This is a genomic window from Acinetobacter sp. AND/436 (assembly GCF_049546925.1).
Lineage (GTDB): Bacteria > Pseudomonadota > Gammaproteobacteria > Pseudomonadales > Moraxellaceae > Acinetobacter > Acinetobacter indicus.
Genome location: NZ_JBMXBO010000010.1, coordinates 52,972 through 77,151, shown reverse-complemented (window position 1 = coordinate 77,151; position 24,180 = coordinate 52,972). Strand labels below are relative to the sequence as shown.

General features: G+C 43.7%; 27 protein-coding genes, 1 tRNA gene and 1 pseudogene. 14 read left to right on the top strand and 15 right to left on the bottom strand.

The features are described from left to right. The first annotated feature begins 87 nt into the window (after positions 1 to 87). Together tsf and ACPEPR_RS09495 are read left to right on the top strand one after the other, a co-directional pair. The gene (tsf, locus tag ACPEPR_RS09500; protein ID WP_005179118.1) at positions 88 to 963 is read left to right on the top strand and encodes a translation elongation factor Ts; all 876 of its coding nucleotides are present in this window, start codon (positions 88 to 90) and stop codon (positions 961 to 963) included. Positions 964 to 1,028: 65 nt separating this feature from the next. After that, a complete protein-coding gene (locus ACPEPR_RS09495; protein ID WP_075175261.1) occupies positions 1,029 to 1,511 on the top strand; it encodes a DUF3465 domain-containing protein in 483 nt (160 codons plus the stop codon). Between the two features lie 45 nt (positions 1,512 to 1,556). On the opposite strand, the gene ACPEPR_RS09490 is transcribed toward ACPEPR_RS09495, so the two are convergent. The 7 genes from ACPEPR_RS09490 to ACPEPR_RS09460 form a co-directional block, all read right to left on the bottom strand. Next, on the bottom strand, positions 1,557 to 2,018 hold the full coding sequence (locus ACPEPR_RS09490; RefSeq protein WP_423562359.1) for a DUF962 domain-containing protein: 462 nt from the start codon (positions 2,016 to 2,018) through the stop codon (positions 1,557 to 1,559). A 410-nt stretch (positions 2,019 to 2,428) separates the two neighbouring features. Next, complete coding sequence (locus tag ACPEPR_RS09485) at positions 2,429 to 3,040, bottom strand: septal ring lytic transglycosylase RlpA family protein (RefSeq protein ID WP_005179113.1); 612 nt, start codon at positions 3,038 to 3,040, stop codon at positions 2,429 to 2,431. Positions 3,041 to 3,332: 292 nt separating this feature from the next. After that, entirely contained in the window at positions 3,333 to 4,334 is a 1,002-nt protein-coding gene (mltB, locus tag ACPEPR_RS09480; protein ID WP_423562358.1) for a lytic murein transglycosylase B, read from the bottom strand. 306 nt (positions 4,335 to 4,640) lie between these two features. Continuing rightward, a complete protein-coding gene (locus ACPEPR_RS09475) occupies positions 4,641 to 5,291 on the bottom strand; it encodes a hypothetical protein (protein ID WP_163145606.1) in 651 nt (216 codons plus the stop codon). Positions 5,292 to 5,311: 20 nt separating this feature from the next. Then, positions 5,312 to 6,127, bottom strand: a complete 816-nt coding sequence (gene queF, locus ACPEPR_RS09470) for an NADPH-dependent 7-cyano-7-deazaguanine reductase QueF (RefSeq protein WP_127799578.1) — start codon at positions 6,125 to 6,127, stop codon at positions 5,312 to 5,314. After that, the gene (locus ACPEPR_RS09465; RefSeq protein ID WP_005179108.1) at positions 6,127 to 6,900 is read right to left on the bottom strand and encodes an ABC transporter permease; all 774 of its coding nucleotides are present in this window, start codon (positions 6,898 to 6,900) and stop codon (positions 6,127 to 6,129) included. Before ACPEPR_RS09465 ends, queF begins: the two co-directional genes overlap by 1 nt. Beyond that, positions 6,897 to 7,832, bottom strand: a complete 936-nt coding sequence (locus ACPEPR_RS09460; protein WP_005179107.1) for an ABC transporter ATP-binding protein — start codon at positions 7,830 to 7,832, stop codon at positions 6,897 to 6,899. The genes ACPEPR_RS09465 and ACPEPR_RS09460 overlap by 4 nt, the downstream gene beginning before the upstream one ends. Positions 7,833 to 8,012: 180 nt before the next feature. On the opposite strand from ACPEPR_RS09460, the gene ACPEPR_RS09455 reads away from it, so the two are divergent. Continuing rightward, positions 8,013 to 8,089, top strand: a tRNA-Arg gene (locus ACPEPR_RS09455). 548 nt (positions 8,090 to 8,637) lie between these two features. Next, on the top strand, positions 8,638 to 8,856 hold the full coding sequence (locus ACPEPR_RS09450) for a hypothetical protein (protein WP_423562357.1): 219 nt from the start codon (positions 8,638 to 8,640) through the stop codon (positions 8,854 to 8,856). Positions 8,857 to 8,957: 101 nt separating this feature from the next. Here the strand turns inward: ACPEPR_RS09450 and ACPEPR_RS09445 are convergent, their stop codons facing one another. Beyond that, on the bottom strand, positions 8,958 to 9,140 hold the full coding sequence (locus ACPEPR_RS09445; protein WP_005179103.1) for a hypothetical protein: 183 nt from the start codon (positions 9,138 to 9,140) through the stop codon (positions 8,958 to 8,960). Between the two features lie 660 nt (positions 9,141 to 9,800). Between ACPEPR_RS09445 and ACPEPR_RS09440 the strand changes: the two genes are divergently transcribed. Then, complete coding sequence (locus tag ACPEPR_RS09440; protein ID WP_005179101.1) at positions 9,801 to 10,019, top strand: hypothetical protein; 219 nt, start codon at positions 9,801 to 9,803, stop codon at positions 10,017 to 10,019. A 42-nt stretch (positions 10,020 to 10,061) separates the two neighbouring features. Here ACPEPR_RS09440 and ACPEPR_RS09435 read toward each other — a convergent pair whose 3' ends face one another. From ACPEPR_RS09435 to ACPEPR_RS09420, 4 genes are all read right to left on the bottom strand, one after another. Further along, complete coding sequence (locus ACPEPR_RS09435; protein ID WP_005179099.1) at positions 10,062 to 10,352, bottom strand: hypothetical protein; 291 nt, start codon at positions 10,350 to 10,352, stop codon at positions 10,062 to 10,064. Positions 10,353 to 10,484: 132 nt separating this feature from the next. After that, positions 10,485 to 10,835 carry a hypothetical protein gene (locus ACPEPR_RS09430; protein ID WP_423562356.1) on the bottom strand — a complete coding sequence of 117 codons (351 nt, stop codon included), beginning with the start codon at positions 10,833 to 10,835 and terminating at the stop codon, positions 10,485 to 10,487. Positions 10,836 to 11,051: 216 nt separating this feature from the next. Next, positions 11,052 to 11,747, bottom strand: coding sequence for a hypothetical protein (locus ACPEPR_RS09425; protein ID WP_016659195.1), 696 nt, complete (start codon positions 11,745 to 11,747; stop codon positions 11,052 to 11,054). An 86-nt stretch (positions 11,748 to 11,833) separates the two neighbouring features. Continuing rightward, the gene (locus ACPEPR_RS09420; RefSeq protein ID WP_005179094.1) at positions 11,834 to 12,532 is read right to left on the bottom strand and encodes a putative quorum-sensing-regulated virulence factor; all 699 of its coding nucleotides are present in this window, start codon (positions 12,530 to 12,532) and stop codon (positions 11,834 to 11,836) included. A gap of 250 nt (positions 12,533 to 12,782) precedes the next feature. Here ACPEPR_RS09420 and ACPEPR_RS09415 point away from each other — a divergent pair. The 7 genes and pseudogenes from ACPEPR_RS09415 to ahpF all read left to right on the top strand — a co-directional run bounded on the left by ACPEPR_RS09415 (position 12,783) and on the right by ahpF (position 20,938). Next, positions 12,783 to 14,042: pseudogene (locus ACPEPR_RS09415) on the top strand (alpha/beta hydrolase). Positions 14,043 to 14,217: 175 nt separating this feature from the next. Further along, complete coding sequence (gene glyA, locus ACPEPR_RS09410; RefSeq protein ID WP_005179092.1) at positions 14,218 to 15,471, top strand: serine hydroxymethyltransferase; 1,254 nt, start codon at positions 14,218 to 14,220, stop codon at positions 15,469 to 15,471. A gap of 164 nt (positions 15,472 to 15,635) precedes the next feature. After that, positions 15,636 to 16,040: a nucleoside diphosphate kinase regulator gene (gene rnk / locus ACPEPR_RS09405; RefSeq protein WP_005179090.1), complete on the top strand. Its 405-nt coding sequence runs from the start codon at positions 15,636 to 15,638 to the stop codon at positions 16,038 to 16,040. Between the two features lie 231 nt (positions 16,041 to 16,271). Continuing rightward, positions 16,272 to 17,060, top strand: coding sequence for a tellurium resistance protein (locus ACPEPR_RS09400; protein ID WP_423562355.1), 789 nt, complete (start codon positions 16,272 to 16,274; stop codon positions 17,058 to 17,060). Positions 17,061 to 17,080: 20 nt separating this feature from the next. Continuing rightward, positions 17,081 to 18,214: a toxic anion resistance protein gene (locus ACPEPR_RS09395; RefSeq protein ID WP_045794839.1), complete on the top strand. Its 1,134-nt coding sequence runs from the start codon at positions 17,081 to 17,083 to the stop codon at positions 18,212 to 18,214. Between the two features lie 43 nt (positions 18,215 to 18,257). After that, positions 18,258 to 19,172, top strand: coding sequence for a hypothetical protein (locus ACPEPR_RS09390; protein ID WP_180006399.1), 915 nt, complete (start codon positions 18,258 to 18,260; stop codon positions 19,170 to 19,172). Between the two features lie 200 nt (positions 19,173 to 19,372). Then, a complete protein-coding gene (gene ahpF / locus ACPEPR_RS09385; RefSeq protein ID WP_005179083.1) occupies positions 19,373 to 20,938 on the top strand; it encodes an alkyl hydroperoxide reductase subunit F in 1,566 nt (521 codons plus the stop codon). A gap of 136 nt (positions 20,939 to 21,074) precedes the next feature. Here the strand turns inward: ahpF and ACPEPR_RS09380 are convergent, their stop codons facing one another. From ACPEPR_RS09380 to arsC, 3 genes are all read right to left on the bottom strand, one after another. Further along, positions 21,075 to 21,329, bottom strand: a complete 255-nt coding sequence (locus tag ACPEPR_RS09380) for a YfhL family 4Fe-4S dicluster ferredoxin (RefSeq protein WP_168407484.1) — start codon at positions 21,327 to 21,329, stop codon at positions 21,075 to 21,077. Positions 21,330 to 21,332: 3 nt separating this feature from the next. Next, positions 21,333 to 22,724: a tRNA 5-hydroxyuridine modification protein YegQ gene (gene yegQ / locus ACPEPR_RS09375; RefSeq protein WP_075166953.1), complete on the bottom strand. Its 1,392-nt coding sequence runs from the start codon at positions 22,722 to 22,724 to the stop codon at positions 21,333 to 21,335. A 144-nt stretch (positions 22,725 to 22,868) separates the two neighbouring features. Then, a complete protein-coding gene (gene arsC, locus ACPEPR_RS09370) occupies positions 22,869 to 23,297 on the bottom strand; it encodes an arsenate reductase (glutaredoxin) (protein ID WP_423562354.1) in 429 nt (142 codons plus the stop codon). Positions 23,298 to 23,381: 84 nt separating this feature from the next. On the opposite strand from arsC, the gene ACPEPR_RS09365 reads away from it, so the two are divergent. Together ACPEPR_RS09365 and ACPEPR_RS09360 are read left to right on the top strand one after the other, a co-directional pair. Next, entirely contained in the window at positions 23,382 to 23,699 is a 318-nt protein-coding gene (locus ACPEPR_RS09365; protein ID WP_180103822.1) for an ArsR/SmtB family transcription factor, read from the top strand. 4 nt (positions 23,700 to 23,703) lie between these two features. After that, positions 23,704 to 24,177, top strand: a complete 474-nt coding sequence (locus tag ACPEPR_RS09360; RefSeq protein WP_423562353.1) for an arsenate reductase ArsC — start codon at positions 23,704 to 23,706, stop codon at positions 24,175 to 24,177. Positions 24,178 to 24,180: the final 3 nt, after the last annotated feature.

Sequence of the window (24,180 nt, the reverse complement as noted above, 5' to 3'; positions counted from 1 at the left end):
CGTCATGTATGCAGGCGGCCCATGAGTATCCTCTGGGCCGTTTCTGTTCTAAAAAGAATTCATTTTCTACCGAATTAGGAGATTCACATGACTGCTATTACTGCAAGCATGGTTAAAGAATTGCGTGACCGTACTGGTTTAGCAATGATGGAATGTAAAAAAGCTTTGACAGAAGCGGGTGGTGACATCGAATTAGCGATTGACAACCTTCGTAAATCTGGTCAAGCAAAAGCTGCTAAAAAAGCAGGTAACATTGCTGCTGACGGTGCGATCACAATCGCTCAAGAAGGTAACAAAGCAATCCTTCTAGAAGTAAACTGCCAAACTGACTTCGTTGCTAAAGACGAAAACTTTGCTGGCTTCTCTGCGAAAGTTGCTGCTGCTGCACTTGCTGCTGGCGAAACTGACGCTGCAAAAATTGCTGAACTGAAACTTGAAGATGGCCAAACTGTTGAAGAAGCGCGTATTGCTCTTGTTCAAAAAATTGGTGAAAACATCCAGGTTCGTCGTGCGCAAATCATTGAAGGTGAAAACCTTGCAGTTTACAAACACGGTCTGAAAATCGGTGTTGTTGTTGCTTACACAGGTGAAGCTGAAACTGGTAAAGGTATTGCAATGCACGTTGCTGCGTTCAACCCGGTTGCAGTAACTGCTGAACAGGTTCCTGCTGAGCTGATCGCGAAAGAGAAAGAAATTGCTGAAGCAAAAGCAATCGAATCTGGTAAGCCAGCGAACATCGTTGAAAAAATGGTAACTGGTTCGGTTGAAAAATACCTGAACGAAGTTGTTCTTGAGCGTCAAATGTACGTAATCGACAACGAGAAGAAAGTTGCTGATGCATTGAAAGCTGCTAACACAACTGTTGCTCAATTCGTTCGCTTCGAAGTAGGTGAAGGTATTGAGAAGAAAGCAGAAATGAGCTTCGCAGAAGAAGTTGCTGCTGCTCAAGCTGCTGCAAAATAATTTATTTTGCGAAAAAGCCCCGTTTCGGGGCTTTTTTTATGACCAAGACAACAACAGGAAGAACAATGTCGAAGAAAACCAATATGGGCATTGGCGCAGTAATTGCGCTGCTGGTTGCGGCTTATTTAGGTATCGACCTGCAACCGCAAAACTCCGGTTCAAATACCTTCACTCAACAGCAGTCTGAAACCACACTGCAAGCTCCCGTTCAGGATGATACCGCCAAAATTGCCCAAGCCTTTCAGCAACGAAAAAATGATGTACAGGTACAAGCTACTGGTACAGTAGTGGCACTGTTAAGTGATGACAATGAAGGTTCGCGCCATCAGCGTTTTATTCTGGAACTTGGCAATGGGCAAACCTTGCTGGTTGCCCACAATATTGATTTGGCTCCACGCATCGACCGTCTGCAAAAAGGCGATACTGTCGAGTTCTTTGGTGAATATGAATATACCGACAAAGGTGGCGTGATTCACTGGACCCATCATGATCCGCAAAAACGCCATGTTGATGGCTGGTTAAAGCATCAGGGAAGCATCTATCAATAAGCCCTCCAGCACTGGAGCAAAATGCTTCCTGATGTGTAAGCGTCTTTAGGTTTGGACATCCAGATGCGTGGTGTGCTGGCGAGATTTCCAGGATGGTAAAATCTTGCCTAAATAGGCATCCATACACCAGAGCGGTCCAATCAGCAGGAATTGCAGATCTTTAAAGAACGATGGTTTTTTGCCTTCGACCTTATGGCCATAGAACTGTCCAATCCAGGCAAAAACAAACAGCGCAATATAAAAACCAACACCAACCGGTAAAATCCAGATTAACCAGGCCATCACCAGAGTCAGTGCTGCCATGGCCACGGCCAGTACCAGATCCAGGCGTGCATAAAAAATAAAGGCCAGCACCACTAACAGGGCAGTAAGCAGGGCGCTGAAATGCGCAATGATGCCAATAATGGAAAAATAGATGGTCGGTACACAGACCCAGTGAATCAGTTTATTGGTCTTGTTTTGATGACTTTCGCTATATTCATCCAGCCATTCTGAAATTGTTTTCATGCAGCACTCCTTTTGCATTATTTTTCTGAGTTTTCAAGAATGTTCTCACTATAAACGAGAAACAGAAAACGGTCAAAATTGGCCGGCAAAAATACCTGAAAATCTCAAAATGAGGGAAATAGGGAAATTCCTGTATAAAGGAATAGGGCTAAATGCGCATAGGATGCGTTTTAAGCGCAGAAAAAAATAAAAAGCTACCTAAGGATTCAAAAAGGATGAAAAGCACGCTAAGCGTGGAAATGAATGCAAATCTGTATTTTTAGAACAGATCATTCACTTTGATGACCAGATCAGCGTATTTAAAATCCAAAAAATGGATAGGGAAGTAAGCGTCTTTCCCTGAATTTGGGCATTAAAAAAGCCACCTGAGGTGGCTTTTGGGTCATATGGTGCAGGAGCTTAAACGGGTATTAGGAGTTTGGACCATCTACACGTTCAATGCTGACTTTGGCTACGCCGGCATTGGTAATGCCTAAACGTTTCGCAGCACCGTAAGATAAGTCAACTACACGGTTACCATGGAATGGACCACGGTCATTAACCTTAACGATTACGCTTTTGCCATTGTTCTTGTTGGTCACACGGATATAGCAGTTCAGTGGCAGGCTGCGGTGTGCTGCAGTCATGGCGTTCATGTCGAATGTTTCGCCGCTGGCAGTTTTACGACCGTGGAACTGACGACCATACCAGGAAGCCATACCAGTCTGGCTGAACTTACGAACAGTATTCGATGCTACGGTGTTTAACTTTTCAATGACAGAAGGCTCTTCTTCTGGGATTTCAATTTTTGCAGCGATGGTTTCGCGGCGGATTTTATCGCCAGAACGTTCTGTAATTGAAAGGCTATTTAAATTAGAGAAGTGAGTATTAAAGCTTTGTGCTTCTTTGTTCAGCACACGGGCAGCCAGGCTAGAACTTTCATTGTCGTTATTGAACGATGATGACTGTACCATTTCGGCTTGCGACTGACTTAAGGTAAATACCGTCGACAGCGCCAGTAAATATTTAATTGAAGAATGCATATGTTTAAAACTCCTGCAGCTTGATGCCGTGAATCAACCCTAAGTGGTTGATATAGCAGACATCATGCCTGTTATTTCACTTTTGCAACCATATTTGACGAAATGGATAATATTCATCGTTTACTAAAGGTGTCTAGTCTTTACACGGAAATAACGACAAAAAATACCAAACTTTTACCTCTTTTGGTTAAAAAATAACCAATATTGTAACAAAGTGTGTGAAAAATCGTTTTTGTGCGCAAAATCTCGTAAAAAAATCTTGACTTTGTAACTTTTGAGTAAAAATAAGTTCTTATCGACTGACAATTTCAGTACCCAATAACCAGAGTGCAGTGGCATACATACGGCTGCGGTTATAGGTGGTAATCACCTGAAAGTTTGGATAGGTGATGTAATAAATTGGACCATAATTTTCTTGTAATTGAATGACATTGACCAGATCGAGGTCATCAATTTTCACAATCGGATTCAGCGGACTGATGCCCTGATTTTTCAGCACACCATACGGGGTAGGCAAGGTTAGATCTTTGGCAATCACTGCATCTGGAGTTGAGCCGCTATAACGGGCAGGGAATGCAATCGGCTGATTACGCTGCCAGCCATGCTGGGCCAAATAGTTGGCAATCGAGCCAATCGCATCTACTGCTGAATTTCTTAAATCAATATGTCCGTTGCTATCATAATCGACGCCAAATTTAGGAATATTGCTTGGCATAAACTGCGGATAGCCAATTGCACCGGCATAGGAACCGACCACAGAATGGGTGGCAACGCCATCTTTATAGCTCCAGGCAATTAGTGCAGACAGTTCGCTCTGGAAATATTCGGCCCGGCGTGGATAGCCAAAACCTAAAGTGGCCAGCGCATCCCGGGTAATAAAAGAGCCTTTATTGGAACCAAAACCGGTTTCAACGCCTAAAATCCCCAGAATAATCGCTTGCGGCACGCCAAACTGCTGTTCGGCACGATTCAGGGTATCGGCATATTGCTGTTTGAAACGCACACCACGTTGAATGGTGCTTTCAGCCAGAAAATTGGTTTTATAGGCATACCACGGTTTGCTTTCACCGGGACGATTCATGATGTTGATAATATTCGGCAGATTTTTGGCACCGCTCATGGCGCGATCAATTTGCTCGGAACTGAGCCCATACTGCTGCATGGTTTTTTGCTTAAAGTTCGGATAGTCCGGATGGCTGAGGAAGTCATTGGCCTGAACAACACTGGATAAGGAAAGAGCACCAACAAGTAAAGAAAGACGCTGTAATTTTTTATAGAAATAACGATTCAACATATTGGTTCAATTTCCCAATGTATTATCAATTTAGTGACAAAAAGCAGATGGTGTTTAAAAATTAAAACAGGTTGAGCAAAAGTGTCGATTTAAAAAGACAGTTCACACAGGCAATTAAGATAACATTCATTCTGGCGCTACAGGCAAGCGCATATACAAAAAGTGACAAAGCCTGTCTAAAAAATGCGCGCTGTTTGTAACAAAGTTCAACCGAGGCTTCATCATCCCTTCTTTATAGAGAAATGTTGCGGGAAAAGTGGCATAAAAAAACCTGACCGGAGTCAGGTTTATTGAAGGTGTTTCTACTTATGCATGAAACAGGGTGTCGTGATATTCCGCCAGCGCGACCAGTTCATCTTTGGTCAGATTTGGAATAATTTTATCCACCGCAATATGTACAGCTTTAATAACCGCAGCTGAGCCAATATCAGCTGCTTTACGTTTGATCATGCCCAAATCGAGGGTTTTATTAAAGTCATTCATAAAATGACGCACAGTAGCTTCAGCAAACTGTTTATACAACTCGGCCAAAGCAGACTTGTTAATGTCATTGCCGGCTTTAATTTCGGCATAGGTGTTTTTTAGATTGGTCACCAGGCTGGCATCTAAACTTTCACCGACACGCGTATTGCCGTCTACATCTTTAAATAGGCTGCGTTCAGAAAATTCAATTGATTGCTTGACCACATCGTTCGGGGCTTTACTCAACAATTGCTTGAGTAACACCGCTACGGTGGATTTGACATAACCGGCCAGTTTTTCCGCAGTATCGCGTTTGTCACTTGGCGGGAAACGGCGGACAAGCTCGGTTAAAATGGCATCAATGATTTCATCATTAATCATTAATGCTGTTTTATCACGTAATGGATACAGCGGTTCGCTTGAATTTTTTTTCTGCTGCGCAGTTTGAATGGTATTTAAAAGTTCCTCGGAAGGAATAAAACCAAAAAATGGCATCTGTTAACCTCAATGTTTTTTTATTGTCGCGCTAAACGAATAGGGCGAGGCATCCATGTTAAATCCGATACACGACATGGATTAATGTCTAATCCGCCACGACGTGTATAGGTGGCATACACCATCAGTTTTTCAGGATTCAGGTTTTGCCAGATGTCGGCAAACATCTGTTCAACACATTGCTCATGAAAACCGTTATGCTGACGGTAAGAAATAATATAAGCCAAAATACTGCGATAACAAGGTTTTTTACCCTGATAGCGGATAAAAACTGTGCCCCAGTCAGGTTGACCGGTGACCGGACAGTTACTTCTCAGTAAATGTGAATACAATTGTACTTCGACCTGTTCGTCTTGCTCGGCATCGTGCTGTAATAAGGACGCATCCGGATGATTTTCCAGTCGGGTCGGGCTTAAGTCATCAATACATATGCCTTCAGGATGGCTAATTGCCAGATCATCGACAGATAACAGTTCCAGATTGACCTGTGCCTGTGCCGCGGCTGATAAATCCTGCTCGACGGTATTGATCAGCGCGTCTGTTGAAGCAAAGGTGCTAAAGTTCAAACTGTTGAAATACAGCTTTAAAGATTTCGACTCGATTAAATTTGGTGAGGTGGCAGGCAAGTGAATCCGGCCAATAGCAACTTGCGGAACGCCGGCTGCATTTAACCAAGACATCTCAAAGACATGCCACCAGTCTTTACCTTGTTGAACACCAGCCACATGCGCATATTTTTCCCGCGCTTCAGCACGCGCAATCGGAAACAGCACATCAGGTTGATAAGTTGTAGGGTACTGAGTGTCTTTACCCAATAAAGAATTTTCTACGCTCATTATTCACGCATTCCTGAACCACGGGAGAGTAAATGATAGGCAATGCCATATAACACAGCACAGCATAATGTAATCACGCCTAGGGAAACGGTCACGTTGACATCGCTATGTCCTAAAATGCCATAACGGAAGGCGTTGACCATATACACCACAGGGTTAATTAAAGAAAGGTTTTGCCAGAACGGCGATAATGCACTAATTGCATAGAACACACCACCTAAATAGGTGAGCGGTGTCAGCACAAAGGTTGGAATAATGGAAATGTCATCAAATGATTTGGCATAGACCGCATTAATAAAACCGCCTAAAGACAGTAATAATGAAGTGATCAGGACGGTATAAATGGTCACAAACCAGTTGGTAATGTACAGGTCGGTGAAAAACAGACTCATTAAGGTCACAATAATGCCGACCAGTACGCCACGACACACTCCACCCAGCACATAGCCCCACAAAATGGCATGTAATGGCACCGGACTCATGATCAGTTCTTCAATGCTTTTCTGGAATTTGGCACTAAAGAAACTAGAGGAGACGTTGGCATAACTATTGGTAATGACCGCCATCATGATCAGGCCGGGCACAATAAACTGCATATAGCTAAAGCCGCCCATTTCCCCAATACGTGAACCGACCAGATTACCGAAAATCACGAAATATAGACTCATGGTGATGGCCGGTGGTAACAGGGTTTGTGGCCAGATCCGCATAAAACGGCGGATTTCCTTATGAACCAGCGTATACAGCGCAACTCTTAATTGATTAAAGTTCATTGCGCGACTCCTGCAAGATTTTTCTCTACCATCTTCACAAATAATTCTTCAAGACGATTGGCCTTGTTGCGCATACTGCGCACCTGTACCCCTTGTGATTCCAGTAACTGGAACAGCTCATTCACGGTATGGGCCTTGTCCATAGTCACTTCCAGGGTCAGCGGATCGACCAGATTAAAACGTACCCCGATAATATCCAGATGAATGGGCTGAATCGGCTGAACTAGATCGAAAATAAAGGTTTCTTCATTCAGCTGGTTCAGGAAGCCTTTCATGGTGGTGTCTTCTTTAATCACACCGCGGTCAATAATGGCAATCCGGCGGCACAGCATTTCCGCTTCTTCCAGGTAGTGGGTGGTCAGAATAATGGAAGTGCCACTATTGTTCATTTCAATCAGGAAATCCCACATCGAGCGGCGCAGTTCGATATCGACCCCGGCGGTCGGTTCATCCAGAATCAGCAATTTCGGTTCATGCATCATGGCGCGGGCAATCATCAAGCGGCGTTTCATCCCGCCAGATAGCATTCGCGCTTGCGTGGCACGTTTATCCCACAGCCCCAGTTTTTCTAAATACAGTTCGGCGCGCTGCTGCGCCACTTTTTTGGGAATACCGTAATAACCGGCCTGGGTCACCAGAATATCAAAGGTTTTTTCAAAATGACCAAAGTTAAACTCTTGTGGTACCACGCCCAGACACTGTTTGGCTTGAGAGGGATGGGTATCCAGATTGTGGCCAAAAATTTCCACGGTACCCGAGGTTTTCTTGGTTAAGGAGCTAATGATACTGATCGTTGTAGATTTGCCTGCACCGTTGGGACCCAGCAGCGCATAAAATTCACCTTCAGGTACGGTCAAATTGATACCTTTTAAGGCCTGAAACCCGTTGCGATAGGTTTTAGACAAGTCTCTTAACGTCAATGCATCAGTCATGAAAATCTCGCATGGTGTAGGGAGAGGCTATTGTGAGCGATATTGCCCAATAAACCAAGTAATCTACCGGGAATTCTGCATCGTATATTTGGAACGATTGCTTAAAGCATAAGCATAAAAATAAAGAACTTATATATAGTTGCTTTACCTTGTGCATTTTTTTGTTATGATGTGCGACGCGCGCTCGTAGCTCAGTTGGATAGAGTACAAGTTTCCGAAGCTTGGGGTCGTGGGTTCGATTCCCGCCGGGCGCACCAAATTCTGATCCATAAAAAACTATAAAAATTACCAAGATTCAATCATTTAAAACTCTTTACTTCAGTTTTGAACCAAAATCCTTTCCATAATCTGGCTTGAATAACGAATGCTGAACCATCATCGAAGGGCAATGCTTATTGGTTTGCCTTTCTATCTGTGGTTAAAAAGTAGTCATAGGACTGCATTTTCTTTGTATTTTTATCTTTGTTCTGATTAAAAAATATCACTTTTAGGTTTTTACAGCCTCATCACCGGCAAAACAGAAACATCCGCTTTAAGCTTTACATGAGGACAGAAAGGCTGAATAAAAAATCTGTTTAATCAGAAAAATCTCGTCACTACATCAGATCAGTTTAGTAAAATATAGAAGCACCTAAATTTAAATAATCTATATGATTTTAAAATGTTTTTTCTTTATATGACTGGCATTGAGATGGCATATTAAAAATAAGCATAACTGTCGGATGAATTCGCCATAGCCGGAAGCGATTTTTCAGCCTATAAATGTCGCAGGGTAAATTATTAAAACACCATAAGAGTCAGAACAATGGGTTATATCGTTAAATTAATTCCTGAAGAAGTCTATTTTGTGCCGAATGATCATGAAATTGGCATGACAGAATCGCGTGAAAAAGCAATTGCAGAGGGTCTGTTTTTTGAATATGCCAATGCGCGGGCAAAAGTCAGGCTGTTTAATAAAGACCTGGTTGAAAATATTGATTACATCATTGAATCGACCAGCAAAGATCCGGTGCAACTTAAGTAAAGCTAGACATAATCCAAGAAAAATAGTCAAAGAAAAAAGGACGCTGAATTGAGCGTCCTTTTGATGAATAGGGGATCAATGAGTCGTATCTAGCTTATTCATTATGGATGATTCGGTTCCTGATACACAATCAGGGCCGTTAAAATAGGAACTGCGAAGGCTGGAATTAACAGCATAATCCAGTACTCGACGCTTGGCATGTTGCTCAAGAATTGATACACGATAAAACCTAGACCTAAAACTGCAAACAGGCAGAATGCAAACAGAATAATAAATTTTTGCATCTTCAATTCCTCTTTTTAATTTAATGTCTCAAGTCCACTATAACGGATAACGCAGAATTTAGAAAAAGACTTATGTTTCATTCTGTTGCCGGCGATTATTTGCTATCAATCTAGCGATAGAGCAGGGTGAAAATGAGAGCAGATGCGCTGAGAAAAATAAGGCTGAATTTCACGACAGCAATATAATAAGCCTGATTAAGTTTTGTTCAATAGGCTTTTTGCTATACAAATGCTGAGAAATGTTAGAAGGCTTGCCAATCCAAGCCGAAGGGGACTATAGTGAACCTACAGTAGGTCGCAAAACAAAGACGCTACGATGTAGTTGGACGGATCAATGACAGCTTGTTGAGTTTGTAACTCCGGTTCAAACAATAGATCTAGCACTAGCCTTCCAACATAAAAAAGCTCGCAGCAATGCGAGCTTTTTCTTGCTTAAAATCACGATGAATTGAGCGTCACATTGAGCAAATTGTTAAGAATAAGAAAAATCGGATAAAATGTTAAACCATAAAAATCAATAACTTATTTTTAATAATACTGACCTAATAAAGCATAGAATTAACATTGTCAAACAAATTAACAACTCTGTTTAGTCAAACTTGAATCAGCTATGCTATAACAAATTGTCTTCAAGAAAACCAATGATAAGAGGAAATAACCATGAGCCAATTAATTGATATTAAAGTAGAAGATCAGTATCAGCACCGTTATGATGCCAAAGCACAGCTGCGTCAGATTGCTGAAAATGCCAAAACAGCTGAATTGCCGTTATTTAAGAAAATTGACCATATTATTGTCGAGGATGAAATTATCCTGCCAAGTATTGAATTATTTTTTGAAAGCCAGAAGAGCAATAATATTTATAAAATTATTGAATAGAAAGAAACTTAGCATTTGCTAAGTTTCTTGTTTTAAGCTGGCCTAAGCGGTTTCAAACTGATTCAGCACATGCGCCAACAGTTGATAAAGCGCCAGACGATTTTTATTGGCCTGCTCAACTTCTGTTTTATTTAAGCGGATTTCTTTTTTCAAACGACCTTGTGTACGTTGTTGTACACAGACATGCTGCGAAGATACCGGATCATTTTTAAGCGTTAATTGGGGGCCTTGATGATAATGAAACAAGGCATGCAAACATTGATCCAAGCTCGGATAAAAATGAGAAATGGTTAAGGCGGTGAGGTTCGCAGACTTAGGGATATGCCGACTCATACGTCTTTACTCTTTATTTATAAGTGACCTGATTCTAAAAGACTTGTGCCCATTTTGCATGCATAAAGTTGTAAAAAGCGATGCTTGATCTTCAAGGACTTCAAAACAGGTGATGATTTCACTCTAACCGCTTTAAATCAGGCCGACATCAACATCGTATTTATGGAACTCCTGCAAAATATTGCGCAGCATCTGTTGGGCGGTTTCATCTGTGGCGTTCAGGATGATTTCCTGATTGCGAGTGCTGTCGAAGCATTCAATCGCCTGAATCAGCCAGCGCTGTTCATGTTCGGTGCTGTGAATGATGATACGGCGGGGCTGTAACTGTGCGGAAACCTGACGTGGAATGACATGGGTAATGGCCAGCTGAATCTGCTTGAGTTCGTCTTTAGGACTTAAAAAGGTGATGACCCAGTTACCAACTTTGCTGAGTTGCATCGGATTATCAAAGGGTTCAAATTGCAGGTAGTGCAGGGCAGACATGCTTCATTCCCAACAGAATACAGAGCTGTTGTTATGCCGTGCTGTGGTCAATCTCACTATTGGTCTTAAGTCTTAGTGTTTTAAGAAAGGATTGCTTATTTTTAATTGTTTTTCTAAAAGCTGAACAATAACCGCTATTTATAAAGGTTTTTAGCGTATATAAAGAAAATTCTTAGATGAAAAAAGACTTAAATCGAAGCAAAATTATATGAATCTTCAGGTGCTTTGCAGGCTCTGCAGCGAAAAGTTAATCTGCTGTAAAGCATGGTTCAGTTCTTTTGGTGGCAAACGCGATTCCTGTAATTCGGTAATCCACTGCATTTGACACAGTTTCAGGCTACGAATATCTGGTGCGGCCTGAATGCGGAGAATAAGCTGCTTGGCCATTAGTCCACAATAGCGCTGTAACAAGCTAGCCATTAATTGCTTGGTGTCTTCAAAGCTCAAGGCAACCAGCGGTTCTGGCTCTGGCTCCACTTCTGGTGGTACTTCAATTTCCAGGACCGGAATTTCTGGAGCAATCGCGGCGGGTTCGGCTTCAGCCACTTTGGCCGCTGAAGACGGGGCAATAATATGTTCGACCCATTTTTCCACCAGTTTTGGTACCGGCGTATTTAAGGTGGTTTTAATTTCTGAACGTAGGGTAGAGGCTGCTTCACTTTGCGGTTCGGCTTGAGCTGGCACCAAAATTTCTGCTTCGGCTGGCTCGGTCGCAGCAGAGCTGATTAAACCCATCTCCAGCAATTGTTCAATTAATTCTGGCGTAGCAATACGCTGTTTAAACTGGTCGCCCAATTGCTCGAAATCTTCGGTTCCAATTAGCACCAGAAGACGGCGTTGACGTGCATTCAATTGCCGCTGGCGTTGTTGCAGGGCGTCAATGCCCAACTGTGTTTTATGATAATGAATCATGCCTTAATTTATTCCCCAAATAAATTAAGGCTGACTATAAAGAATGAAAATTACACTAATATGAAGGGTTTATGACATTGTTGGGCTTAGAGTGTGACGATGTTGGCGTTCTCAAGGGCTTTTCTTAAATAAGGGTCAAGTTCATCCTGACGCAGCAACCATTGGATATAATCATTTGGTAAATCGGCAATGGCCGTACCACGATGCTTACCAAAACTCATGACGCGTGGAATACGGGCGTCTTCAGATGCAGCATATAAGGCTTCAATACTGTCAATTTGCAGATGATGCACAATATGCATCAGGATATTGGCGGTCAAAATAATATCCATATCGGCCCGATGGGCTTTTTTAATCATATCGCGGGCTTTTTCGCTGCCTTTGCTGATCATGTAAATTAAGGCAGAAATGTTGTGTGCTTCAACATCTGGCCAGACCAGACGCGCCAGAGCAAGGGTACAAATCGCCTTAATATGAGAAGTATCAACACCGCATTTTTGAATAGCGCGAATGTCATAATCAATATTGTGACCAATGATATACAGCGTTTCTTCAGGTAGGCAGAAGCTGGTGTAATGCGGCTGATCAATCAGGTCGGATTCCAGAATATGATGCACGGCCATCGCGGCATAGGAAATTGGTTCATCGACCTGATAAAACTGGTCAAAAATTTGCGATTTATCCAGGCTGATTTTGCCCTGTTGTAATTGAATGGGCGCATAGGCAACTTCGATCGGATAACCATTCAGGGTATGGGTTTCAGTGTCGAGAATAATCGCGTGCATGTGCTCATTCGCTTGTTAAGGGATTTAAAAAGCAATCTAACACTATCATGTTGAAAGTTACAGGGCTGTCGGGCGAATAATCGGCATTTGTGGGCCGTTCAGCTTATCTATTTTAAAGATAAGTGACTCTATTTTAATACATACACTTATATATTAATTGCACTGATATTGCCTGAGCGCAGCAAACAGCGTAAAAGTGAAAATTGCGAAGGACGCAACTTTAGAATAATACCTGTATAAGGATAATCAGATGAGAAAAATATGGCTTAGCGTGGCGTTGGCCAGCAGCAGTTTATTTTTAACGGCATGTAATGATGACAATGACAACAGCGCAGTCATCATTGATGATGGTATTCCGAAGCATAATATTAGCCAGCCAGTAGTAAAAGCTGAACTTTATTTAGACCAGGATTCCAATGCGAATATGGTCTTACAGTCGGTTAGTGCTTCACAAACCTTGATGACGTATAAAATGCTAGGAGTGAATGGGCAGGAAACACAAGCTACGGCCTTGCTGTTTGAACCCAATCAGCCTAAACCGGCTGGTGGATGGCCCATTGTGGTCTGGGCACATGGCACCACGGGCGTCGCCGATATTTGTGCACCAAGCCGTCAGGGCCTGAAAGGCAATGAATATTTTATTGAGCGCCTGCTGGCTGAAGGTTATGCTGTAGTCGCTCCAGATTATGAAGGGCTGGGCGAACCGAGTGGACAAGAGTTGCATCCGTTCTTGAATTTAAAAAGTCAGGCTTATTCCATTACCGATGCGGTTGTGGCGGCACATCAACATTTCAACAATAGCACTGAAACACGCTGGACCGTGGTCGGTCATTCCCAAGGTGGACAGGCGGCTTTAGGTGCAGCGCAATATGCATCCCGGGCGCAATTAAATTATAAAGGTGCGGTAGCCATAGCACCGGCATCTTCCCTGAGCATGATTCTTAGCGGTGGAGAACAGCAGGCAGCAGTAGAACCGGATCTGAGCAAAAAAATACAGATTCTGGCTCCATTAGATACTTTCACTGCATTAATTACGGCAGGTCTTAGAAATAGTCATCCAACCCTGCAATAGTCTGAAGTGTTCAAGAACCCGACAGACCTGCTCGCGGCAGAAGCCGAGTCGCTGTGTAATGCCGATCTTGGCGCAGCATTTGGTGGAGAAATGGTGAAGTATGCACAAACCTATGGCAACTTGGCCGCTTATCCACGTACCCAGACCGACTTTATGACTACGGTTCCTGAAATTAAAGATTTCCTGACTCAGGAATCACAGCCATTAACCGTTAAGATTTCAACGCCTGTGTTTATTTATCAAGGCTCTGCCGACCCGACCATTCCAAAACAGGTCACTGATTTTCTGGTACAGTCTGCACGCCAGCAGGGAACCAGAATTCATTATGTCACCGATCAGGACTTACCTATAGATCAGAAATGGGATCATGGCTCTGTATATGTCGATAATTGGGATGAGATTGTGGCAGATGTGAAATCGATCATGCCTACCCAATAATTTTTTCAATTCCGGTAAAGATAGAATTAATGATATAGCTCATGTTTTTATAAAAACATGGGCTATTTTTATGCAAAACTGATTAAAGTTGATGGGTAAAAAATATAAAGTTCATGTTACAATATGCGCCAATCTTAGCACGGCTTAAAAGCCCTACATGAATAGGACCTCGCTAATGTTTGCCAATATCTCTATTGCTGACTTTGATCCAGATTTAGCTCAAGCAATCTCTAATGAAGATGCGCGTCAAGAAGCGCATATTGAGCTAATCGCTTCAGAAAACTATTGCTCACCTGCAGTAATGGAAGCTCAAGGTTCAAAACTGACCAATAAATATGCAGAAGGCTACCCAGGCAAACGCTATTACGGCGGTTGTGAATATGTAGACGTTATTGAACAATTGGCTATTGACCGTGCTAAAGAACTCTTTGGTGCTGACTATGCTAACGTTCAGCCGCACGCAGGTTCTCAAGCAAACTCTGCAGTTTACTTAGCATTACTGAACCCGGGCGACACAGTTTTGGGTATGAGCCTGGCTCACGGTGGTCACTTGACTCACGGTGCAAAAGTTAGCTTCTCTGGTAAAACATATAACGCGGTTCAGTACGGTTTAAACCCTGAAACTGGCGAAATCGACTATGAAGAAGTTGAACGTCTGGCTTTAGAACATAAACCACGCATGATCGTTGCTGGTTTCTCTGCATACAGCCAAATCGTAGATTGGCAGCGTTTCCGTGACATCGCAGACAAAGTAGGCGCTTACCTGTTTGTGGATATGGCACACGTGGCTGGTCTGGTTGCTGCAGGGGTTTACCCGAACCCGGTACAAATTGCTGACGTCACTACAACCACTACCCATAAAACACTACGTGGTCCACGTTCTGGTTTAATCCTGGCTAAAGCCAACGAAGAAATCGAGAAGAAATTACAATCTGCTGTGTTCCCAGGCAACCAGGGTGGTCCATTGGTTCACGCGATTGCTGCAAAAGCAATCTGCTTTAAAGAAGCAATGGCGCCTGAATACAAAGCCTATCAACAACAAGTTGTGAAAAACGCACAAGCGATGGCTGAAGTGTTAATCGAACGCGGTTACGATGTGGTATCTGGCGGTACGAAAAACCACTTGTTCCTGTTATCTTTAATTAAACAGGACATCACCGGTAAAGATGCGGATGCTTGGTTAGGTGCTGCTCACATCACTGTGAACAAAAACTCTGTACCAAACGATCCACGTTCTCCATTCGTCACTTCTGGTATCCGTATTGGTACACCAGCAGTAACCACACGTGGTTTCGGCGAAGCTGAAGTACGTGAACTGGCTGGCTGGATCGCTGACATCCTAGACAGCAAAGGGGATGAAGCTGTAATTGCTGATGTCAAAGCAAAAGTTGAAGCTGTTTGCGCGAAATTCCCGGTTTACGCGAAATAAGCCCGCACTTGAGAAAAAGCTCCCTCAAGGGAGCTTTTTTTATAGGTGCTAAAAAAAAATTGCAATTATTCAGCCGGATTAAATTCTGCTATAACAGTTGCATAGCACTTGTGAAATAGATCAATTATTTTTATTTTTGGCTGATAATGATAAAGGAACAAAGAATGGATAAACCGACAATTATTTTGTCTGAACAAGACTTGCACCGTTTAGAAACCATGCTTGAACATCAGTCTAAACTTACCCCGACCATGGAACATCTGGAAGATGAGCTGGCGCGTGCCGAAGTGGTTGCACCGCAAGATGTGCCAAGCAATGTGGTGACTATGAATGCCCGCGTGCTGGTGACCATCGCACCTTTCCCGGAACCAACCGAAATTACGCTGGTGTATCCGCATGACTTCCGTGGCGATAAAGGCCAGGTCAATGTACTGGCACCTGTCGGGGCGGCTATTTTAGGGCTGGCTGAAGGGCAGGAAATTGAATGGCCACAACCGGATGGTCATATTATGAAAGTCCGTATTGATAAAGTGTTGTATCAGCCGGAACGTGAAGGTGATTATTTATAATCTCCGCTGCGCGAAAAATTAAAGCCCTCAGTTGAGGGCTTTTGTGTCTTTGCAGTTTGGCTTAAAAATTTGATAAGTATGCGCGAAAAGGAGAGGATTCACTCTCTGTCATTGATCAGTAAAATATTGTTAATTTTAAATATTCCGCTTTTACTGCATTTGCAAAAAGCTACAGCTTGCTTTATATAAAAGTCTTAGTATAAAAAATGATTTGATCAAGCTGATGATGTTATGCCGCAAATAGATGTGTTAGAACCATTAACAGAGCTGGAGCTGAACCGGGATACCATTCTCGCGATCAAGCGTCATGAGCTGGTGCCGGTATTAAATGACCAGTACAAATTAAATCATTATGCCGATGCGCTCATTCAGTCGCAGGCAGTGCTGTTAAACGGTATTGATCCGCACATGACCCAGCAACTCAGTCAAACCATTGAAGAACTAATTCGCATGCTGGCGGATTCCAAAAAATATCTGAAAAAACGCAAATTTAATGCACTGCAAAAATGGCTGGGGATTGATCTGGAATATGGTTCCAGCCAGGTGGAATATTATAAAAAGTTGGACCGCTTACTCGATCAGGCCAATCATTTAAGCCAGAAATTACAGATTGAAATTCAGAAATCCCAGGCGCGTTTTCAGCAGTTACGTGGCTTAAGAGAGCAGATGGCGCAGCATATAGTGGCCGCTGAGGAGTTTTTGACTGAATATCCGAGTTTTGTGAAACATCAACATCCTTTAGATAACTTCTCGGAACGATTATCTAAAAAAATAAATACACTGCGCACACTGCAGGCGAGTAATGATATTGCCATTACCCAGATGCAGCTGAGCCAGCAGCTGTCATTTACCTTGTTGGACCGGTTTAAGGAAGCGCAGCAGGTGCTGATTCCGGCCTGGCAATATCATGTCAAACAAAGTCAGCAAAGCAGCTCGACAAGTGAGCTGGAAAAGCTTGATAATAGTCGGGAAAATCTGATTAAAACGCTAAAAAAATCACTCGAAAACAGCTCTAAATAGAATCAAATATAAGGTGACGTATGACCCATCCTGAACAGGTAAATGCTGTGGTGGAAGCCACAACCGAGGAAAATCAGCAGAAATTCCAGGCGCTCAATTTACAGGAAATTGGCTTGCAGCCGTCCGATTTCAATGAGGTCATGGCCGCGCGTAAAGAACTGGCCGACTTAAGCCATAATTCGGTGGCGGAATATGGGAAAAATATTGCCACCAAAACTTCGACTTATACTGATGAACTGCTTCATCTGGTGCAGAATAAAGATCTGGATGCGACCGGGCAAAAGCTGAATCAGGTGGTACAGGTGGCGCAGCAGTTAAATACCAGCAGTATTCTCAACAAATCGAAAAGTTCCGGTTTTTTTGGCAGCCTGATCAGCAAGTTTAAAGGTGCCAAGCAGAATTTTGACCAGCACTTTAACAGCACCAAAGAACAGATTGATGTACTGGTCAAGGAAATTGAAACCTCGCAAAACGGCTTAAAAACCCGTGTCGATACCCTGGATAAAATGTTTGAAGGCGTGCAGGAAGAATATAAACAGCTGGGGATTTATATTGCCGCTGGTCAGCTCAAACAGCAGGAAATTCAGCAGCAGATTGGCCAGTTAACCACGCAGGAACAGGACCAGAGTACCACCCAGAAAGTTTATGATTTAAATCATCTGGCCAATAATCTAGAAAAACGCGTCAGTGATTTACAGGTGTTGCAGCAATCGGCCATGCAGACCCTGCCAATGATCCGGATTATCCAGTCCAATAACCTGATGCTGGTCGACAAGTTTTATGCAATTAAAAACATTACCTTACCGGCCTGGAAAAACCAGATTAGTCTGGCAATTTCCTTAAATGAGCAAAAGAACAGTGTGCAGCTGGCCAACAGTATTGATGATGCCACCAATGAGCTGCTACGCCGTAATGCCGACCTGTTACATCAGAACTCGGTCGATACCGCCAAAGCCAACCAGCGTTCAGTGATTGATATTGAAACGCTTGAACATGTGCAAAACACCCTCATTAAAACAGTCAATGATGTGATTCAGGTGCAAAAAGAGGGAATGCAAAAGCGTGCCGAAGCAACCACGCGTTTACGTGTGCTGCAAGATAACCTGAATCATCTGGTGCTTGAATCAAGTTCGAGCGGTTCCAATCCTTCCTGAGTAAACTCTGGCTCGGGAGTATTGCAAACGTAAGGAGAATACATTGCCCTTAGATGATTATGCGGTACCGACCGAGCACATCAATAGCGGTGTGCTGGCGCTGAAAAAGCGCCAGCGCAATCTGATGTTGCTGGGTATAACCTCCAGCACGGTGTTCATTGCCTCCATTATTGCTTTTTTTGTACAGCAAGATTTTGTCTATGGCTTTTTTGGCCTGACCACACAGGTCGAACAGCTGCACATTCCCTTAAGTGTTGATGCAAACCTGGCGATTTTAGAGCAGCAACCGGATTATTTTCTGGGGCTGTTGTCCTGGTTTGGCTGGCTGTTTCTGAAATTATTGCTGTCGTTTATTGGCGCCTTTTTTGTGGTGCATTTTCTCAAGAAAATCCGCTTTTTCTATGTGCGCTTTCAGTCCTTTATCCTGAAGTTTGTCGGCTGGTTAATTGCCTTTATCATGCTGTGGTCAGGTCTGACCTATCTGCAATATGACCTGAAAAATGATGACTATGATGCGCAGCAAAAAATTGTCTATTACGACAAGCAGCTGGCAGAAAGTGAGCTGGCGCGTTATCTGGCAGATGCACCGCTGGATACACCCGTCAAATCCTATTTGCTGGCGCAAACCGCTTTGTTGCATCAACCACCGGATAAAGCCGCAGCCATTCCGCATGTGTTAAATCTGGTCAAAGCAGAGCAGCAGAATCCGGACTTTATTCAATATGGCTTTAAACCGGAACAGCTCTGGTCAATGCAGCAACAGGTCTATGGCAAAACCCTGACCCCAATGGCAGAAAGCGTGAATAAACAGGTGATTCAAGCCGAGCGTTTAAGCCAGTTTGTACAGATTCTGGTGATTGCAGCGGCGATTGTGTCGGCCATTTTCAGCCTGATTTTCTTTGTGTTGGCACAGAGTTTTAAAAAGCGAGCATTAAGAATTGAGCAGCGGATTTTTTAATGCTGATGATGAGGCTCCTGTGGGAGTCTTTTTCTGGTAGATGATTTCTATCGCGTTGTTACAATTTAGATTAATCTATCCATAAAAGATAATGATTTATAAAAACGATCATTAATATAAAAACAAACTGTTTTATCTATTTTTAAATTTGGCCTATGATAGCAGTATTGAAAAATTTGACTCCTTAGGAGACGTTAGCAATGTTAGATCAAAATACTACAGCCCAATTAAAAGCCTTGTTAGAACGCCTTGAAGGTCCAATCGAATTAGTGGCCACTTTAGATAGCTCTGACAAATCAGACAAAATCAAAGAACTGGTAACTGAAATTGCCGCCCTGTCTGATCAGGTGACTGCACGCTTCGATGGCAACAACAAACGTGCACCAAGCTTTGGTGTCGCCAAAGCCGGTGAGCAACCGCGTGTATTCTTCGCAGGTTTGCCAATGGGCCATGAGTTCACCTCTTTGATTCTGGCATTGTTACAAACTTCAGGTTATGCACCAAAAGTGTCTGATGAAGTGCTGGCTTCTATTAAAGACTTGGGTATCCAATCGGATTTCGATGTATTCGTATCGTTAAGCTGTCACAACTGTCCAGACGTGGTGCAGGCATTGAACCTGATTGCGATTTACAACCCGGGTACTACTGCTACCATGATTGATGGTGCATTCTTCCAGGATGAAGTGGAAGAACGCAAAATCATGGCGGTACCTATGGTATTCCAGGACGGTAACCACATCGGTCAGGGTCGTATGACACTGGAAGAAATCATTGCCAAATTAGACACCAACTCTGCAGCCAAAGAAGCTGAAAAGTTAAATGCCAAAGCGGCCTTTGATGTCTTGGTGATTGGTGGTGGACCTGCCGGGAACACTGCAGCGATTTATGCAGCACGTAAAGGCATTAACACCGGTATCGTGGCGGAACGTTTTGGCGGTCAGGTGATGGACACCATGGACATTGAAAACTTCACTTCAATCAAGAAAACCCAAGGTCCAAAATTTGCCGCTGAAATGGAAGCACACGTACGTGAATACGGTGTCGACATCATGAACCTACAACGTGTATCTGACATTAAAGGTGCAGATGAAACCGCCAATGGTTTAGTTGAAGTGACCTTGGAAAACGGTGCCAAGCTGGAATCGAAAACTGTGGTGCTTTCAACCGGTGCTCGCTGGAGAGAGATGAATGTCCCAGGTGAAGCAGAATACCGTACCCGTGGTGTGGCGTATTGCCCGCACTGTGATGGTCCTTTATTCAAAGGCAAACGTGTTGCAGTTATTGGTGGGGGTAACTCGGGTGTGGAAGCCGCGATTGACCTGGCGGGTATTGTTGAGCATGTGACGCTGGTGGAATTTGATACCAAGTTACGTGCCGATCAGGTATTGCAAGATAAACTGAACAGCTTGCCAAACACGACTGTCATCAAAAATGCACTTTCAACAGAAGTCGTGGGTGATGGTTCACAAGTGACAGCGCTGAAATATAAAGACCGTGCAACAGATGAAGAGCATACGGTTGAACTGGCAGGGATCTTTGTACAGATTGGTTTATTGCCAAATACCGACTTCTTGAAAGAAACAGCAGTTGAGCTGAGCAACCGTGGTGAAATTGTGATTAATGACCGCAACGAAACCAACGTCAAAGGTGTATTTGCGGCGGGTGACTGTACTACCGTGCCATACAAGCAGATTATTATTGCTACAGGTGAAGGCGCGAAAGCATCCTTATCTGCCTTTGATTACATCATCCGTTCAGGACAGTAAGCAGAATTAGAATAGGGCCTGAGTTCCCCAATACCCAGGCCCTATATGCGGTAAAATATCAAAAAATAGTTATTGTTTTTTTTACAGGAACTGAGATCGCTAACAGCTCAGTTCCTTTTTTTGTTGTACCCCAGTTTTAAGGGTGAAGCAAGTTTAAGTGCTTGAACTTCTCAGTCAGTTCTTCCGGGCTTTCCCGGTGTTCAGGATGCGGCACAATACATTCAATCGGGCATACCGCAACACAGGTTTGATGATCATAAAAACCGACGCACTCGGTGCAGCGGCTGACATCAATCTCGTAGATTTTGTCGCCTTCATAAATGGCATCATTCGGACATTCCGGCAGGCACATATCACAATTGATGCATTTATCGGTAATCAGCAGCGCCATGAGTTAACCTGCCTGATAGGCCAAGGATGATGCTGAAATATCAGCAGTCGAATTCGGTAAATTACGGATCAGCAGGGCATAGCGCATATCAACATCAGCCGGGACCGGAATTTCCACAATATGACCAGAGCCTTTGGCTTCCTCAATTGAATTGCCTTTTTTGTCTTTGATTTCGGTGAGGATAAAGCTGATATTCCCTTTTGTGGTCATCAGTTCTAAAGAATCACCCACGACAAAACGGTTTTTGACATCAATTTTAATGTAGTCGCCATTGCGCTCCAGCACTTCGCCGCAGAATTGCTGATGATCAAAACTGGATGAACCATTTTCATAGTTTTGATATTCGCTATGCACATGGCGGCGCAGGAAACCTTCGGTATAACCGCGATTGGCCAGACCTTCGAGCTGGGTCATCAAGGATGGATCGAACGGTTTGCCGGCTAAAGCATCATCAATCGCTTTACGGTAGATTTGTGCGGTACGGGCGCAGTAAAAATAGGATTTGGTACGGCCTTCAATTTTCAGTGAATGTACGCCAATTTTGGTCAGACGTTCTACGTGTTGTACCGCACGCAAATCTTTGGAGTTCATGAAGTAGGTGCCGTGCTCATCTTCTTCGGCGGCAAACATATCTTCTTCATTGCGTTGTAACAGCACCGGTTCATTAAACTGGTGCTGGGCTTGCATGTGGAGCGCATCAGCATCTTGCGAGCAACAGCCTGCGTCCAGATTTTTTACCGGAATTACATCACCGGTTTCATCCTCGGCGGCATCCAGCACTTTGTATTCCCAGCGGCAGGCATTGGTGCAGGCGCCCTGGTTGGCATCGCGTTTGTTCATATAGCCTGATAGCATGCAGCGGCCGGAATAGGCCATGCACAGGGCACCATGTACAAACACCTCAATTTCCATATCGGGAACTTGGGTTTTGATTTCTTCAATTTCCTCAATGGACAGTTCGCGCGACAGAATCACCCGGGTCAGGCCCATATTTTTCCAGAACTTGACCGTAGCCCAGTTGACCGCATTGGCCTGTACCGACAGGTGGATGTCCATGTGTGGGAAGTGTTCACGCACCATCATGATCAGGCCCGGATCGGACATGATTAGTGCATCAGGCTGCATGGCCACGACTGGCTCAAGATCACGGATAAAGTTTTTCAGTTTAGAGTTATGCGGCTGGATGTTGACCACCACATAGAATTTTTTGCCTAATTCATGTGCTTCTTTAATGCCAATAGCCAGATTGTCATGATCAAACTCGTTATTCCGGACACGCAAACTATAACGCGGCTGCCCGGCATACACGGCATCTGCTCCATAGGCAAAGGCATAGCGCATATTTTTTAAAGAACCGGCAGGAGAGAGAAGTTCGGTAACGGGATGAAGATGCATGATCAATCAAAAAGGCATAAAAAAATTGTGGCTTTATTGTAGGGATAAAATTTTTCGATTCAACCTAGTAAAAAACTCGGGATTATCAGGCACTCAGCCTGCTAGCGCTGAGAGATGAGCGGCAGCAGGCGAGAGGAAAAACGGTTAATTGACACGCTGACCGTGCTCATCAATCACCAGTTCACCATCTTCTTTACGAAAGGCCTTGAGCTGCGGCTGGGTCAGTAAATCCAGTACCAGTTCAGAAGGTCGGCACAGTTTAACGCCGCGTTCAGTCACCACAAAAGGACGGTTAATCAGCAGTGGATGTTGTACCATCAGGGCAATCAGTTCTGCATCGCTCAGATCACGCTCGGCCAATTGCAAGGTTTCATACGGCGTTACATTTTGACGGATCGCCTCGCGTACGCTTAAACCGGCCTGCTGAATCATGTCGGCCAGCACTTCGGCTGTTGGTGGATTTTTTAAATATTCAATAATTTCAGGTTCTTGTCCGGTATTACAGATTAAGGTCAAAGTGTTGCGCGAAGTGCCACAGTCAGGATTGTGAAAGATTTTAATTGGAGCCGCCATAGTGCTAAAACTCAGGTAAAAGAGGAATATTGCTTTTATATATGGATATGCGTATATTCGCAAGTATAAATATGGGGAAGCTGTATGAATCAAACTGATTTTTTTAAATGCCTGTCCGATCCGACCCGTCTGGATATTTTGAAACTGGTGCTGGCCAAACAGAATATTTGTGTCTGCGAGCTGACCGAGGCATTAAATTTAAGCCAACCTAAAATTTCCCGTCATTTGGCTTTGCTGAGAAATTTATCGGTTTTACTGGACCAGCGTCAGGGGCAGTGGGTGTATTACCGCCTGAATCCAGATTTACCCGAGTGGGCAGTGAGTGTGCTGAATATTATCGCGGAGCAAGATGTCAGTCCGATGAGTTCGCTGACTGCAACGCTTTCAAGTTATTGTGAGTAAAACAATGAAATTCCTCTTTTTATGTACCGGAAACAGCTGCCGCAGCATTTTATCTGAAGTGTTATTTAACAGTCGTGCGCCGCAAGGTTTGACAGCCTATAGCGCCGGCAGCAAACCGACCGGTCGTGTCCATCCTCTGACGTTAAAGACGCTGGAAAATCTGGGCCTGTCGACTGAAGGGCTCTCCAGTAAAAGTATTGATGACTGTGAGCAGTATCAGCCCGATGTGGTGATTACCGTATGTGATGCGGCCGCGCAGGAAGCCTGTCCTTTGTATTTGGGCGGCGCAATTAAAGCGCATTGGGGACTTGCCGATCCATCGCATCTGGATTTGCCGGAAGCGGCCAAGTTGCAGGCCTTTTTAGAGACAGTCGCGCATATCAACAAGCGTCTGGATGCACTGTTTGCGTTACAGCCTGAGCAGATGACCCGTCCCGAACTGATTGCTGCCATCAACAACATTTCCCATATCGAGTAAGTC

Coding starts and splice junctions, on each gene's coding strand:
- tsf (WP_005179118.1), top strand. CDS start 88: ATGACTGCTATTACTGCAAGCATGGTTAAAGAATTGCGTGACCGTACT.
- ACPEPR_RS09495 (WP_075175261.1), top strand. CDS start 1,029: ATGTCGAAGAAAACCAATATGGGCATTGGCGCAGTAATTGCGCTGCTG.
- ACPEPR_RS09490 (WP_423562359.1), bottom strand. CDS start 2,018: ATGAAAACAATTTCAGAATGGCTGGATGAATATAGCGAAAGTCATCAA.
- ACPEPR_RS09485 (WP_005179113.1), bottom strand. CDS start 3,040: ATGCATTCTTCAATTAAATATTTACTGGCGCTGTCGACGGTATTTACC.
- mltB (WP_423562358.1), bottom strand. CDS start 4,334: ATGTTGAATCGTTATTTCTATAAAAAATTACAGCGTCTTTCTTTACTT.
- ACPEPR_RS09475 (WP_163145606.1), bottom strand. CDS start 5,291: ATGCCATTTTTTGGTTTTATTCCTTCCGAGGAACTTTTAAATACCATT.
- queF (WP_127799578.1), bottom strand. CDS start 6,127: ATGAGCGTAGAAAATTCTTTATTGGGTAAAGACACTCAGTACCCTACA.
- ACPEPR_RS09465 (WP_005179108.1), bottom strand. CDS start 6,900: ATGAACTTTAATCAATTAAGAGTTGCGCTGTATACGCTGGTTCATAAG.
- ACPEPR_RS09460 (WP_005179107.1), bottom strand. CDS start 7,832: ATGACTGATGCATTGACGTTAAGAGACTTGTCTAAAACCTATCGCAAC.
- ACPEPR_RS09450 (WP_423562357.1), top strand. CDS start 8,638: ATGGGTTATATCGTTAAATTAATTCCTGAAGAAGTCTATTTTGTGCCG.
- ACPEPR_RS09445 (WP_005179103.1), bottom strand. CDS start 9,140: ATGCAAAAATTTATTATTCTGTTTGCATTCTGCCTGTTTGCAGTTTTA.
- ACPEPR_RS09440 (WP_005179101.1), top strand. CDS start 9,801: ATGAGCCAATTAATTGATATTAAAGTAGAAGATCAGTATCAGCACCGT.
- ACPEPR_RS09435 (WP_005179099.1), bottom strand. CDS start 10,352: ATGAGTCGGCATATCCCTAAGTCTGCGAACCTCACCGCCTTAACCATT.
- ACPEPR_RS09430 (WP_423562356.1), bottom strand. CDS start 10,835: ATGTCTGCCCTGCACTACCTGCAATTTGAACCCTTTGATAATCCGATG.
- ACPEPR_RS09425 (WP_016659195.1), bottom strand. CDS start 11,747: ATGATTCATTATCATAAAACACAGTTGGGCATTGACGCCCTGCAACAA.
- ACPEPR_RS09420 (WP_005179094.1), bottom strand. CDS start 12,532: ATGCACGCGATTATTCTCGACACTGAAACCCATACCCTGAATGGTTAT.
- glyA (WP_005179092.1), top strand. CDS start 14,218: ATGTTTGCCAATATCTCTATTGCTGACTTTGATCCAGATTTAGCTCAA.
- rnk (WP_005179090.1), top strand. CDS start 15,636: ATGGATAAACCGACAATTATTTTGTCTGAACAAGACTTGCACCGTTTA.
- ACPEPR_RS09400 (WP_423562355.1), top strand. CDS start 16,272: ATGCCGCAAATAGATGTGTTAGAACCATTAACAGAGCTGGAGCTGAAC.
- ACPEPR_RS09395 (WP_045794839.1), top strand. CDS start 17,081: ATGACCCATCCTGAACAGGTAAATGCTGTGGTGGAAGCCACAACCGAG.
- ahpF (WP_005179083.1), top strand. CDS start 19,373: ATGTTAGATCAAAATACTACAGCCCAATTAAAAGCCTTGTTAGAACGC.
- ACPEPR_RS09380 (WP_168407484.1), bottom strand. CDS start 21,329: ATGGCGCTGCTGATTACCGATAAATGCATCAATTGTGATATGTGCCTG.
- yegQ (WP_075166953.1), bottom strand. CDS start 22,724: ATGCATCTTCATCCCGTTACCGAACTTCTCTCTCCTGCCGGTTCTTTA.
- arsC (WP_423562354.1), bottom strand. CDS start 23,297: ATGGCGGCTCCAATTAAAATCTTTCACAATCCTGACTGTGGCACTTCG.
- ACPEPR_RS09365 (WP_180103822.1), top strand. CDS start 23,382: ATGAATCAAACTGATTTTTTTAAATGCCTGTCCGATCCGACCCGTCTG.
- ACPEPR_RS09360 (WP_423562353.1), top strand. CDS start 23,704: ATGAAATTCCTCTTTTTATGTACCGGAAACAGCTGCCGCAGCATTTTA.